We start from the raw sequence: 13,573 nt of genomic DNA, 5'->3' as shown, positions 1-13,573 counted from the left end.
ACAGCCCGACGGTGCCCGGCGACGAAGACGGGGCGGATTCACCCTCTCCGCCGAACCGGAACCGACAACGACACATTCAACCGCAATCGCAATTATGAAAGAACCGCTGACCATCGCCCTGATCTACGATTTCGACGGCACGCTCGCCCCCGGAAACATGCAGGAATACGACTTCATCCCCGCCGTCGGCAAGAGCAACAAGGAGTTCTGGCACGACGCCAACCAACTGGCCGAGGAGCAGGACGCCGACATGGTGCTGACCTACATGGCCCGCATGATCCAGGAGGCGCGGTCGAAAGGCCTGTCCCTGCGACGCGAAGCGTTCCAGGAGTCGGGCCGCCGCGTGACCCTCTACAAAGGAGTCCGGGAGTGGTTCGCACGCATCAACGCCTACGGCGCGGCGCGGGGCATCCGCATCCTGCACTACATCAACTCCTCGGGCCTGAAGGAGATCATCGAAGGGACGGAGATCGCCCATGAATTCCGGCGGATCTACGCCTGCTCGTTCCTGTACGACATCGACGGAGTCGCCTATTGGCCCGCCGTAGCGGTCAATTACACCAACAAGACCCAGTTCATCTTCAAGATCAACAAGGGCGTCGAATCGGTCTTCGACAGCAAGCTCGTGAACCAGTACATCGAGGAGGACAAGCGCCCGGTACCCTTCCGGCGCATGATCTACGTGGGCGACGGTACGACCGACATCCCCTGCATGCGGCTGGTGAAGAACTCCGGCGGACATTCGATCGCCGTCTATAACCCCGAGATCCGAAACGCCCGGCGCGAACTGAACGGCCTGATCCGCGACAATCGCGTAAGCCACGTCTGCCCGGCCGACTACTCCGAAGGTTCCGAAATGGATACGCTCGTCAAGACGATCATCGACAAGATCGAGGCGGATCACCGGCTGGAGCTGCTCGAAACTCCCCGCACGTAGCACAAAGGAATCCGTTGCGATTCGACGGAAAGCCATCACCCGGGTTCCGCAAAAACACACAGCACACGCAAGCAATCCGAAATGATCCGGAAATTCGACGAAACCGAACAATACGATACGTCTATGAAAATCATCTTTGCAACCAATAACGCCCACAAATTGAGTGAAGTGCAAGCCGTTCTCGGCCCGGATTTCGAACTCGTCACACCCCGTTCGGTCGGCATCACCGAGGAGATTCCCGAACAACAGGACACCATCGCGGGAAACGCTTCGCAGAAAGCCCGCTACGTTCATGACCGCACGGGCTGCGACTGCTTCGCCGACGACACGGGACTCGAAGTCGAAGCATTAGGCGGTGCACCGGGTGTGCACTCGGCCCGCTACGCCACCGACGGGCACGACTTCGCCGCCAACAACGAACTCCTGCTCCGCAACCTGGAGGGCGTCGGCAACCGCCGGGCCCGCTTCCGCACGGTCATCTCGCTGATCCTCGACGGCGAGGAGCACCTCTTCGAAGGGATCGTCGAGGGGCACATCGCCCAGTGCGCTTCGGGCTCCGAAGGCTTCGGCTACGACCCGCTCTTCATTCCCGAAGGGAGTGCCAAGACCTACGCAGAAATGGACCCGGCAGAGAAAAACGCTCTCTCGCACCGGGGCCGCGCCGTGCGTAAATTAGCGGAATTTTTGCATAACCGGGGGAAATAAGCTACCTTTGCCCCGCTTATGGAAATGAAACGATACCAAAAGGAGGAGAACTTCTCGCCCGAGAAGATCGCAAAACTCCGCGAACACTATAAGGCGATTCTCGAACTGCTGGGCGAAGACCCGGCACGCGAGGGTCTGCTCAAAACCCCCGAACGGGTGGCCAAGGCCATGTCGTTCCTCACGCAGGGTTACGAGGACGATCCGTTGGCGATCATCCGCTCGGCGACCTTCAAGGAGGAGTACCGGCAGATGGTACTGGTGAAGGACATCGAATTATACTCGCTCTGCGAGCACCACATGCTGCCCTTCTACGGCAAAGCGCACGTGGCGTACATCCCCAACGGATACATCACGGGCCTCTCGAAAATCGCCCGCGTGGTGGAGAGTTTCGCCCGCCGCCTGCAAGTGCAGGAGCGCCTGACGGTACAGATCCGCGACTGCATCCAGGAAGCCCTCAACCCGATGGGCGTCGCCGTCGTGATCGAAGCCAGCCATATGTGTATGCAGATGCGGGGCGTCGAAAAGCAGGGTTCGGCCACGACTACCTCGGCATTCACCGGAGTATTCCTCTCGCACCCGCCTACGCGCCAGGAGTTCATGACGCTGATCAGCAACAAATACCGGTAAAATAACGACGGCCGTCCGCTGGCGACGGCCTGCAATCCGATAGAAAAACGCCCGACGATCGGGCGTTTTTTATTTTTGCGTTTACTGCTTCATCAGACCTCTTTAGGAGCGCAGCGCCCCGAGTTCCTTCCTAAAGGAGAAGCCGAATTACAGATGCGGCGCAGGTCCGCGAACAAGCGCCCCCGGATTCGGCGCTGCAATCGTCGGATAAGAGTGTACATCGAAAGATATGATTGCCTTTATTTCAGCCCCGGAGGAGAGGGCATGGCAGAATTTCGCACAAGCGGCGTCAGAACAGCTCCAACTGGTCGATCCCGGCATTGAACGTCAGCCGGTGGTGAGGCGTAAGCCCGTAACGACGGATCGCCAGGCGATGTTCGCGGGTCGGATAACCTTTGTTGCGCTCCCAACCGTATTCGGGAAAATCCCCGGCGAGGCGCTCCATATATTCGTCGCGGTGGGTCTTGGCCAGCACCGACGCGGCGGCAATATCCGCATATTTGCCGTCCCCCTTGACGATGCAGCGATACGGAATGTCGAGCGTCGTGCGGAACCGGTTGCCATCGATCGCCAGAAATCCCGGACGGATCGGCAATTCCGCGACCGCCAGCGACATTCCTTCGAACGAAGCGTTCAGGATGTTGATCTGATCGATCCGCTCGGCAGAAACGGCCTTCACGACCCAGGCAAGGGCCTCGCGCTCGACGATCGCACGCAACAAATCGCGCTGACGCGCGGTCATCTGCTTCGAATCGTTCAGCAACGGGTGGCTGAAGTCCGGAGGCAGCATCACCGCAGCGGCAAAAACAGGCCCCGCGAGGCACCCGCGCCCCGCCTCGTCGCACCCGGCTTCGGGCAGCTCTTTCTGGTAGCAATTCTCCAACATCCGAAACAAAGTTATTATCGCACGATTTCGATGCCCCCTTCGAAAACCGACAAGCCAGCGCCGATCTCCGCAAAAACAAGGAAACCCGGGGTGTGCGCCGAAACGCTTCGGACCTCCCCGAAATACCGCACGCGTTTTCGCAAAATTAAAAATATCGGCGATCATATCCAATTTTACACCGCCGTTTCGATCGCCCCGGATCGTCGAAATCCATCCTGCACCCCTTCTCGGTTCAACACAGGACCGGAATCATAAATGCCGTCAGGGGCAGCAGACAACAGCCGTTCGAAGCAAAGTTCCGGCCCCCGGAACGGATCCGGAATAAAATCGTATATGGTTCCAAAATAATTACGGTTTCGTCCGCTTTTTTCCTACTTTTGTAGCGGCCGTTTCCGACAAGCGGACGCAACGACGAATTTTCGGCACCTTGACGGAGACAGAAACCGCAGTCCGCATTCGGACAAAACCATCGTCGAACCATGAAACCGGACATCATCCGCCAACCTCTACTGCTGGCCATCGCCTCCCTGCTGGTCGTCATCGCAGCAGCCATGACGACCGGGACCGTTATTTCTCCGGCTCCGGAAACGGTGATTTCCACCCCGCTGGGCGACCTGATCGGCCTATTCCAGGAGCGATTTCCCCGCTGTTCCCGCATCTTTTGCGGCAGCCTGCTCCTGCTGACCGGCATTCTCTGCGGAAGGCTGGCGGTCCGTTATGGACTCTACCCCGTCAGCAGTACGCTGACCATACCCCTTTACGGACTGGTCGCCTGCGGAATCCTTCTGGGTCGGGAGTATCTGACGGAATCCGTCACAGCGTTCATCCTGCTGTTATCGACCCAAAGTTTCTTCGCCTGTTTCCGCAACGGTTACGCGATCGGGGCCGTATTCCGGGCTTCGTTTTTCCTGGGACTGCTGCCGCTGCTCTACGCCCCGCTTCTCCCCCTGCCGCTGTTGATCCTGGCCGCAGCATTCTGTTTCCGCCGGACCCTGCGCGAAGTCTTCGTATCGCTTTGCGGTGTCATACTGCCTTTCCTCGCTGTCTGCTACGTCGCCTGGGGCCAGGGAGCCAATCCCGTGGACATCCCCGTCGGCTTATGGCACTCCTTCGTCAGCGACAGCGGATACCGGATTTTCGCCAATACTCCTCCGCTTGTCCCCGCAATTCTCGGGATCGTCCTTTTTATCGTACTCTGCGCCGTATTTTTCGGACTCATCAGTTTCCGTGCGATAAGTATCAAAGCACGGGGCATGCTGACCTATACCATCCTGCTCTTCACGGTGACGGGAAGCCTGATGGCGGTACCGAGCGTCACCCCGGGGCTGCTGGCCGTCGCAGCCGTACCTGCAGCACTGCTCATGCCCCTGACCTTCATTCGCATCCAACGCACCGTCGGAACGCTCCTGTACCTTGTTTTGTATTTCGTTTGCATTGCAAATATATTGCAATAAAATCCGCGTCAAATGTTGAAATAGTACATATTTTAACATTTTCGATCTAACTTTTTCCTATTTTAATTTGGAAAATACAACTTCAGATTGTACATTTGATTCATAATCTTCCATAAATGGAGCGGAAACGACTCCTTTTATCGAGCCTTAAAACCTTCCGATTATGAATGAACCCTACGACTCCCAAACCGCCAATCCGTCGATCGAAAAGTATGTGGTGGCCTCCAACAACGGCATCGAAACCCATAAGTTCACCCGCTGCGTGATCGGATATATCCTCCATGGAGAAAAGTACGTCTATTACGACGACAAATGCTACAAATTCTCCCAGGGCGACCTCTTCTTCCTCGGAATGGGCTGCCACTACACCAAGAACATTCCCGAAGAGGGGCACCCTTACGAACAAATTCTCGTCCGCTTCACCCCGGAAGAGCTGCAACGGATCCTGCTGCATCTCAACATCACATACAAACTGAATATCACCAACAACCACTTGTGCGAAAAGTGCCGCACCCTGAACCACGCCGCAATGCCGGCGTGGAGTTCGATCCGGCGCTTTTTCAACCACACCAACGATTATCTTACGGAAGACTCCTTCCTGCACGATCCTCCTGCCGAAAATATCAAAATCACCGAGTTGATCTACCTGATCGTTTCGCACGGCGACTGCTGCATCAAGAGCAAACTTTTAGGCAACGTCGATGCGGCCCGGGACAACCTCCAGCAAACCGTCTATGCCAGTATCTTTTCCGATATTTCGGTCGAAGAGATCGCAAAACGCTGCAACCGCTCCCTGACTTCCTTCAAAAAGGAATTTTTCCGCATCTACGGAACCTCGCCCCACCAATGGCTCATCCGGCAACGTCTGATCCATGCCCGGCTGCTCCTGATCTCGACCGACAAGGCGATCGCCGAAATCGGCACCGCATGCGCCTTTCCCAACACCTCGCACTTCATCAAACTCTTCCGCAAACAATACGGCATGACACCCGCGACCTACCGCAACCGGCATCGCGGACCCGAAGAGTTGCAGCCGACACCGCAAGCCGAAGCCGCCGTACGGGAAACAGCCGTTTCGGTAACGGCGTAACCTCATCCGACCCGACCCGCAAAGGCATGCTTCCGCCTCTGCAAACCGTCCTCTCCCGCACCTCGGGGACGGCGTGGTTCGCTTCGGGCCACCGCCGCGAATTTTCCGGCGGCAGGACACCGATTCGGATAAAATCCTTATCTTTGCGTGGAATCCGTTTTCCGTATCGACCGGCCGCATTTCGGCACGATTCGAACGAATTCGGCTCCGCGTCCGACCTTCACCGTCCCGGACGCGCCATAACGCATACGCCATGGAATTTTTCAATCGCATCATCACTCATTACGGCTGGGAAGGCACGGCCCTCGCGGGCGTCCTTCTGGTCATGTTCGGGATCCAGTTATATTACTACCTGTTCGTTTACGGGCGCATACCCAAATACAAGGACACCCGGCGTCCGGAGATCCTCTCCGAAACCCCTCCGGTATCGGTGGTGATTCCCCTCTTCTCGGAAGATTACGCCTTCGTGGAGGAGATCCTGCCGCTCATCGTCGCCCAGGAGTACCCCGACTTCGAAGTGGTGATCGTCTATGTAGGCCGGGACACCGACTTCTACGACGACCTGGTCCGCATCAAACAGTCGTTCCCACAGATTACGGCCACCAAGATCGAACTGAATCCCCGCTTCCCGATCTCGCCCAAAATGGCGCTCAACGTCGGGATCAAATCGGCCCATTACGAGCACCTTCTCTTCACCACACCGGACGTGTACCCCTCCTCGGACCGCTGGCTCTCGCTCATGGCGAACGGCTTCCGGCGCGGCGAAATCGTGCTCGGCTACTGCGGCATGGAGCGCGGGAAAGGGTTTGCGAGCTACCTGATCCGCACCTGGCGGATGATGCACTCGGTGGACTGGATCTCAAGCGCCGTATGCGGCAGACCCTACCGGGGCATGCGCCAGAACTACGGATTCACCAAGCGGCTCTATTTCGGCGCCAACGGCTTCAGCCACCTCAATATGAATATCGGCGAAGACGATTTGTTCATGTCGCGGATCATCGCCCCCGGCAATGTCAGCGTGGTCCTCTCTCCCCGCGCCACCCTGCGTGAAAAGAGCTGGGGAGGGCTCAAGTGGTGGATCGGCACCCAGCGTTTCTTCGGGGGAGCCATTCCTTTTTATCCCTTGTGGGTCAAGAACTTCATCCAGTGGGAACTGGGCAGCCGCATTCTCTTCTGGCTGGCGGCGATCGTCGCCCTGGCGGTGATGCCCTGGGAATTCAAGATCGCCGCAGGGGTACTGCTGCTCGCGCGTTTTGCGATCGTACTCGTCGAGGCGCGGCGCATCAGCCGCCGCCTGGGTGAAGAGAAAATCTGCGGACGTTACTTCCTGTACGACCTGCTGAGTCCGTTTTTCGCCCTGCTGCTGGGGCTGTTGCTGCTGCGCAAAGACGAGCGGGTATGGAGATAGCCGACTATATCATAGCCGACGACCGGGTGCTCGTGGAGCTGGTATTGCAGGGCGACAACATCGCCTTCGAATACCTTTTCGAGCGTTACAAGGAGGCTATACACCGGCTTTTCATACAGCGCACCAACAACCCCCTGGACGCCGACGACCTGCTGCAGGAAACCTTCATCAAAGTCTATATCAACATCCACCGCTACAACCCGGCCTACACCTTCGGACAGTGGGTTTACACCATCGCCCGGAACACCTTCGTCGATTTCATCCGGCGGCGCCAGGAGGACCTGCCCATCGACGACAAATTCACGGCACCGCCCTCCAACAACCCCACGCCCGAAGAGAACATCATCCGCAAACAGCAGCGCACGCAGATCGAACGCTACCTCCAGGCCATGCCGCCGCGCTACCGACAACTGATCGTCATGCGTTTCTTCGAAGAGTACTCCTACGAAGAGATCGCCATGAAGCTCGAACTCCCGCTGGGCACCGTCAAGACCCAGATCCACCGCGCCCGGGAGCAGATGTGCCGCCTGATCGCCGCAGATGAAAAATCCTGACGTTTCCGACCGGCGAACGCCGCAGAACGAACCACTCCGACCTGCCTAAAAAAAACTTCAACGCCCACAAACCTTATGATTGCCCTGATCGACAAATACTTCCCCGACCTGACCCGCCCGCAGCGCGGGCAATTCGAAGCGCTGTACGCACTGTACGCCGACTGGAACACCAAGATCAACGTGATCTCGCGCAAGGATTTCGACCAACTTTACCTGCGGCACGTGCTGCACTCGCTCTCCATCGCCAAGGTCTGCCCCTTCGCCCCGGGAGCGCGGGTGCTCGACGTGGGGTGCGGCGGCGGCTTCCCGTCCGTTCCGCTGGCGATCCTCTTCCCCGAGGCGCATTTCACGGCCGTGGACTCGATCGGCAAGAAAATCAAGGTCGTACAGGGCGTTGCGGAGGGACTCGGCCTCGCCAACCTCACCCCCCTCTGCGCCCGGGCCGAAACGCTTCCCGAACGGTACGACTATGTGGTTTCCCGCGCCGTGACGGAGATGCCGACCTTCGTCGGCTGGGTCTGGGATAAGATCGACCGGGGGCAAAAGGGCGCCCTGCCCAACGGCATCCTCTACCTCAAGGGCGGCGACCTCGCGGACGAGTTGAGCCGTACCGGTATGAAGTGGACGGAGTACCCGATCCCCGCATTCTTCGACGAAGCGTTCTTCGAAACCAAAAAGGTGGTGTACGCCGCCAAATAAACGGGGATTCACCCGACGACCGTTCCGACTGCCTGGCCATGCAGGAACTGTAAAAGGCCCCGCAGACGAAAGACAGGCCCGATTATGAAATCGTACCGTCCCGATTTTTCGGAATCGCAACTCAAGGCCTCTACCACCGGGAAGGGGCGAGAAGCCGGAACAAACGACCCGAATGCCGCGAAACGGCAGTAGCCGACAGCGGAAAACCATCCGGCAACAGGGAAGGCAGGAAGAACAATGCTAAAAATTCAGAAATTCAAACGACATAGCCTTATGAAAGAAACAGTACTGGTAACGGGCGGCGCCGGATACATCGGATCGCACACGGCCGTCGAGCTGATCCAGGCCGGATTCGATGTGGTGATCGCCGACAACCTCTCGAACTCCGACCTTCAGGCCGTGGAGGGCGTCCGCCGCATCACGAGCGCCGAAGTGCCCTTCGAGCAGATCGACTGCTGCGACCTGCAGGCGATGCGACGGCTGTTCGAACGCCACGAATTCCGTTCGGTCATCCACTTCGCCGCGTCGAAAGCGGTCGGGGAGTCGGTCGCCGAACCGCTCAAATACTACCGCAACAACCTGCTTTCGTTCCTGAACGTCGTGGAGCTGATGTGCGATTTCGGACGGCCCAACATCCTCTTTTCCTCCTCCTGCACCGTATATGGCGAACCCGACGCCCAGCCCGTCACCGAACAGACGCCCCGCAAGCCCGCCACGTCGCCTTACGGCAACACCAAACAGATCTCCGAAGACATCCTGCGCGACGCCGTCGCCGCCCATCCCGGTCTGCGGGGCATCGCCCTGCGCTACTTCAACCCGATCGGCTCGCATCCCTCGGCCCTGATCGGCGAGCTTCCGAGAGGCGTCCCCCAGAACCTGGTCCCCTATGTGACGCAGACCGCCGCCGGGATCCGCGAATGCCTGAGCATCTTCGGCAACGACTATCCGACGCCCGACGGCACCTGCATCCGCGACTACATCGACATCGTCGATCTGGCCCGCGCCCACGTAGCTGCCCTGCACCGCCTGATCGAAGAGCGCGGCGCCACCCCTTACGAGGTCTTCAACGTCGGCACCGGACGGGGCGTTTCGGTGCTGGAGCTGGTCCGCGGATTCGAACGGGCCAACGGACTGAAACTCAACTACCGCTTTGCGCCGCGCCGCGCCGGAGACATCACGGCGATCTGGGCCGATCCCACGCTGGCGAACACCCTCCTGGGCTGGCGTGCCGAGCGGCCGCTCGAAGAAACGCTCCGCACGGCCTGGCAATGGCAGCTGCACCTCGGACAGAGATAACCTTCCCGCCGACAGAACATATTGCGGAGAGCGCATCCGGAGCCGTTCCGGATGCGCTCTCCGCATACTCCTCCCTCCCGTTCCGACATCCGGCCCCGACTGGTCCTTCGCACCGGACCGACCGCCTCCCCTGCACCTGCAAAGGCTTTTTTCATCTTTTTCGCAACAGAAAGGAGAAGCGATTGATATTTTTTGTATTTTTGCATCAATTGGGAAAATAATGAACTTAAAATGCCGAAATTGCATGAAGAGAAGGTAAACGTCCTGAAAAAACCGGAATGGCTGAAAATCCGGCTTCACCGCACCGCAGAATACGCGGACGTGCAACGCATCGTCAGGGACCACTCCCTGCACACGATCTGCAGCAGCGGTCTATGCCCGAACAAAGCCGAATGCTGGAGCCGCAGGACAGCGACCTTCATGATATTGGGTGAAATCTGTACGCGCAACTGTCGATTCTGCGCCACCCTTTCGGGCCGGCCTCTGCCGCCCGATCCTTCAGAACCCGCCAAACTCGCCGAAAGCGTCCGTTTGATGGGATTGCGGCATGTGGTGGTAACCTCCGTTACACGCGATGACCTGCCCGACGGCGGCGCGGCCCACTGGGCCGAATGCGTCCGCGCGATCCGGGCGGAAAATCCCGACGTCACAATTGAGCTCCTTATTCCCGATCTGGATGCGAAACCCGACCTGCTGGACACGGTGATCGCCTCCGGGCCCGATATCATCGGGCACAACATCGAAACCACCGAACGACTGACCCCCCTGGTACGTTCGCGGGCCCGTTACCGTACGAGCCTCGACGTGCTGCGCTATTTAAGCGAAAAGGGCGCCGTCGCCAAGAGCGGCCTGATGGTCGGACTCGGTGAGAGCGATGAAGAAGTTTTACAGACCTTGCGCGACCTGCACGCCGCCGGCGTGGAGATCGTTACCCTCGGCCAGTACCTTCGTCCCACTCTGGAGCATCACCCCGTTGCGGCGTACATTACTCCCGAAAAATTCGACTGGTACCGGCAGCAGGCGCTCGACATGGGCTTCAGCTACTGCGCGAGCGGTCCGATGGTGCGTTCGTCGTACCTGGCGGACGAAGCGCTCGGCTCGGTGCGTCTGAAGCGACAGGTTTCCGCGAAAGCCTGAGTCTTCCCGCCGCGCGGGAAAAGGTCTGCGACAAAGAAAGTGTTGAACCGACGCTTTCCGGATTTACGGTATCCGTACGGAGCCGGACGGAGAGGTGTCGTAACGTAATTTACGATGTTTGTCGAATACCGGGACCTCGGACAAATGGACTACAAAGCCTGCTGGGAGTACCAGCAGAGGCTTTTCGACACCCTCCTGCGGGCCAAGGGAACCCCGGCGGAGGGCGCGGGCTATTTGCTCCTGGTGGAGCATCCGGCGGTCTATACCCTCGGCAAGAGCGGCCATGCGGAGAACCTGCTGGTCGGCGAAGAGTATCTGCGCAGCATCGGCGCCGAATTTTACCACATCGACCGGGGCGGCGACATCACCTTCCACGGGCCGGGACAGATCGTGGGCTACCCGATCCTCGACCTGGAGCGCATCGGACTTTCGCTGCGCGACTACATCGACGCGCTCGAGGGCGCAGTCATCCGGACGGTAGCCCGTTACGGCATCCGGGCCGGACGCATCGCCGGCGCCTCGGGCGTCTGGATCGAAGGAGCGCAGCCGGCGCGTAAGATCTGCGCGATCGGTGTGCGGGCGTCGCGTTACGTGACCATGCACGGCTTCGCACTCAATGTGGCAACCGATTTGCGTTATTTCACCCATATCAACCCCTGCGGGTTTACGGACCGGGGTGCCACGTCGATCGAAAAGGAGATCGGTCGCCCGGTTCCGATGGAGGAGGTCAAACGACGCCTCGTCGAAGATTTATGCGAGAATTTGAATGTTAAAATATATAAATAATAACAAATATGCCCATAGAAAAACGATGGGTAGTGAAGCCTCAGGGGAATCCGGAGGCGGTTGCCGCGATGGCTGCCGCGACGGGCATCTCCCCGGTCCTGGCCAATCTACTCGTACAGAGAGGCATAGACACGTTAGAGAAGGCTAAGAAATTTTTCAACCCCCAGCTTTCGGACCTGCACGACCCGTTCCTGATGAAGGATATGGACAAGGCGGTCGAACGGGTGGAGCGGGCCGTCCGCAACCGTGAGAAGATCATGGTGTACGGCGACTACGACGTCGATGGCACGACCGCCGTCGCGCTGGTTTATAAATTTCTGCGCCAGATAGGTCATAAGGACCTGTTGTTCTACATCCCGGATCGTTATACCGAAGGTTACGGTATCTCGACCAAGGGCATCGACCACGCCGCACGCAAGGGTGCGACGCTGATCATCGCCCTGGACTGTGGCATCAAAGCCATAGAGAAAGTGGACTATGCCAAACGCAAGGGCGTGGATTTCATCATCTGCGACCATCACCTCCCGGCCGAGGAAATTCCCCGCGCCGTAGCCGTTCTCGACCCCAAACGCGCCGACTGTTCCTATCCGTTCGACGAACTGTCGGGGTGCGGCGTGGGATTCAAGCTAGTGCAGGCCTACTGCCAGAAAAACGGAATTCCGTTCCAGCAAATCGAGCCGTTGCTCGACCTGCTGGCCGTCAGCATCGCCTCGGACATCGTTCCTCTGGTGGATGAAAACCGGATTTTAGCCCACTACGGGCTTCTGCGGCTCAACGCCTCCCCCTCGAAGGGGCTGCTCTCGATCATCAAGATCTGCGGCCTGGATCGACACAACATCACCATCGACGACATCGTCTTCAAAATCGGACCCCGCATCAACGCCGCAGGCCGTATGCGGATGGACGAAAACGACGAAAACGCCGCTCCTTCGGGCGGCTATGCGGCGGTCAATCTGCTGATCGAAGGCAACGAAAGCCTGGCCGAAGAGTTCGGCTCGGTGATCGACGGCTTCAACCAGGACCGCAAGTGCATCGACCGCAGCGTCACGCAGGAAGCCCACGACTTCATCGAGGCCCACGCGGAGCTGAAGGCCGCCAAGAGTACGGTGATCTACAACCCCCGCTGGATGAAGGGCATCGTGGGCATCGTGGCCTCCCGCCTGATCGAAACCTACTACCGCCCGACGGTGGTGCTCACGATGAGCAACGGGTTCGTCACGGGTTCGGCCCGCTCGGTGCCCGGCTTCGACCTCTATCAGGCAATCGAATCCTGTTCGGACCTGCTGGAGAACTTCGGCGGGCACATGTACGCAGCAGGACTCACGATGCGTCCCGAACGGGTCGAGGAGTTCACCCGCCGCTTCAATGCCTACGTCGAAGAGAACATCGACCCGATAACGCTGCAACCCCAGGTGGAGATCGACAGCGAACTCTTCTTCTCGAACATCACCCCGGCGTTCCGCCGCGACCTGAACCGTTTCCAGCCGTTCGGCCCCGGCAACCCCGCACCGGTATTCGTCACGCGGGGCGTGGTCAGCCACGGCGAAACGAAGCTCGTCGGCGCCGACTGCGAGCACCTGCGCATGGACCTGATGCAGCGCCAGAAACCCAACACGACGATTCAGACGATCGCCTTCCAGCAGCCGACCCACTACGAGTGGATCCGCGCGGGACATCCGATCGACGTCTGCTATCAGATCGTAGAGAACCACTACCGGGGCTCGGTTTCGGTACAGCTCCGCATCAAGGACATCAAACCCCTGCGGAGCAAGCAATAATACGGCCGGCAACATCCGTAAAAACCGGAGCTTTCAGGCTCCGGTTTTTTACGGATCCCGCCCGACGACACCGGCGGCGGCATTCCGTCCGAACCACTCCTTCCCGCTCCCGAAACGAAAAAATCCGATACAACAAAGTCGGGTTTTAGTTTCTAATTATTAGAAAAATCACTACATTTGACACAAAATAGTAATTGTTAGACCTTTTCTACCCAA

General features: G+C 58.6%; 13 protein-coding genes. 12 read left to right on the top strand and 1 reads right to left on the bottom strand.

Translation table 11 applies throughout. The features are described 5' to 3' along the window. The first annotated feature begins 94 nt into the window (after positions 1-94). The 3 genes from ALIPUT_RS02985 to folE all read left to right on the top strand — a co-directional run bounded on the left by ALIPUT_RS02985 (position 95) and on the right by folE (position 2,269). Positions 95-937 (top strand): HAD family hydrolase, encoded by an 843-nt coding sequence (locus tag ALIPUT_RS02985; protein ID WP_040293388.1) that lies wholly within the window; start codon positions 95-97, stop codon positions 935-937. Positions 938-1,060: 123 nt separating this feature from the next. Then, positions 1,061-1,642 carry an RdgB/HAM1 family non-canonical purine NTP pyrophosphatase gene (gene rdgB, locus ALIPUT_RS02980; RefSeq protein ID WP_040293387.1) on the top strand — a complete coding sequence of 194 codons (582 nt, stop codon included), beginning with the start codon at positions 1,061-1,063 and terminating at the stop codon, positions 1,640-1,642. Positions 1,643-1,660: 18 nt separating this feature from the next. Further along, positions 1,661-2,269, top strand: coding sequence for a GTP cyclohydrolase I FolE (gene folE, locus ALIPUT_RS02975; RefSeq protein ID WP_004328189.1), 609 nt, complete (start codon positions 1,661-1,663; stop codon positions 2,267-2,269). A 289-nt stretch (positions 2,270-2,558) separates the two neighbouring features. Here the strand turns inward: folE and ALIPUT_RS02970 are convergent, their stop codons facing one another. After that, the gene (locus ALIPUT_RS02970) at positions 2,559-3,155 is read right to left on the bottom strand and encodes a ribonuclease HII (RefSeq protein WP_004328188.1); all 597 of its coding nucleotides are present in this window, start codon (positions 3,153-3,155) and stop codon (positions 2,559-2,561) included. Between the two features lie 479 nt (positions 3,156-3,634). Between ALIPUT_RS02970 and ALIPUT_RS02965 the strand changes: the two genes are divergently transcribed. The 9 genes from ALIPUT_RS02965 to recJ all read left to right on the top strand — a co-directional run bounded on the left by ALIPUT_RS02965 (position 3,635) and on the right by recJ (position 13,357). After that, the gene (locus ALIPUT_RS02965; protein ID WP_004328185.1) at positions 3,635-4,609 is read left to right on the top strand and encodes a hypothetical protein; all 975 of its coding nucleotides are present in this window, start codon (positions 3,635-3,637) and stop codon (positions 4,607-4,609) included. A gap of 163 nt (positions 4,610-4,772) precedes the next feature. After that, positions 4,773-5,699: an AraC family transcriptional regulator gene (locus ALIPUT_RS02960; RefSeq protein WP_004328184.1), complete on the top strand. Its 927-nt coding sequence runs from the start codon at positions 4,773-4,775 to the stop codon at positions 5,697-5,699. A 253-nt stretch (positions 5,700-5,952) separates the two neighbouring features. Continuing rightward, positions 5,953-7,107 (top strand): glycosyltransferase family 2 protein, encoded by a 1,155-nt coding sequence (locus tag ALIPUT_RS02955; RefSeq protein ID WP_004328182.1) that lies wholly within the window; start codon positions 5,953-5,955, stop codon positions 7,105-7,107. Then, positions 7,098-7,661: an RNA polymerase sigma factor gene (locus ALIPUT_RS02950; RefSeq protein WP_004328181.1), complete on the top strand. Its 564-nt coding sequence runs from the start codon at positions 7,098-7,100 to the stop codon at positions 7,659-7,661. The genes ALIPUT_RS02955 and ALIPUT_RS02950 overlap by 10 nt, the downstream gene beginning before the upstream one ends. 78 nt (positions 7,662-7,739) lie before the next feature. Continuing rightward, complete coding sequence (gene rsmG, locus ALIPUT_RS02945) at positions 7,740-8,360, top strand: 16S rRNA (guanine(527)-N(7))-methyltransferase RsmG (protein WP_040293386.1); 621 nt, start codon at positions 7,740-7,742, stop codon at positions 8,358-8,360. 273 nt (positions 8,361-8,633) lie between these two features. Further along, positions 8,634-9,656 (top strand): UDP-glucose 4-epimerase GalE, encoded by a 1,023-nt coding sequence (gene galE / locus ALIPUT_RS02940; protein WP_004328179.1) that lies wholly within the window; start codon positions 8,634-8,636, stop codon positions 9,654-9,656. Positions 9,657-9,887: 231 nt separating this feature from the next. Next, positions 9,888-10,793: a lipoyl synthase gene (gene lipA, locus ALIPUT_RS02935; protein ID WP_004328178.1), complete on the top strand. Its 906-nt coding sequence runs from the start codon at positions 9,888-9,890 to the stop codon at positions 10,791-10,793. 114 nt (positions 10,794-10,907) lie between these two features. Continuing rightward, positions 10,908-11,579 (top strand): lipoyl(octanoyl) transferase LipB, encoded by a 672-nt coding sequence (gene lipB, locus ALIPUT_RS02930; protein WP_004328177.1) that lies wholly within the window; start codon positions 10,908-10,910, stop codon positions 11,577-11,579. An 8-nt stretch (positions 11,580-11,587) separates the two neighbouring features. Continuing rightward, positions 11,588-13,357 carry a single-stranded-DNA-specific exonuclease RecJ gene (recJ, locus tag ALIPUT_RS02925; protein WP_004328176.1) on the top strand — a complete coding sequence of 590 codons (1,770 nt, stop codon included), beginning with the start codon at positions 11,588-11,590 and terminating at the stop codon, positions 13,355-13,357. Positions 13,358-13,573: the final 216 nt, after the last annotated feature.

The sequence above is a fragment of the Alistipes putredinis DSM 17216 genome (assembly GCF_000154465.1).
Lineage (GTDB): Bacteria > Bacteroidota > Bacteroidia > Bacteroidales > Rikenellaceae > Alistipes > Alistipes putredinis.
Note: the sequence above shows the minus strand (reverse complement) of the source record. Positions and strands in the feature narration are given on the sequence as shown.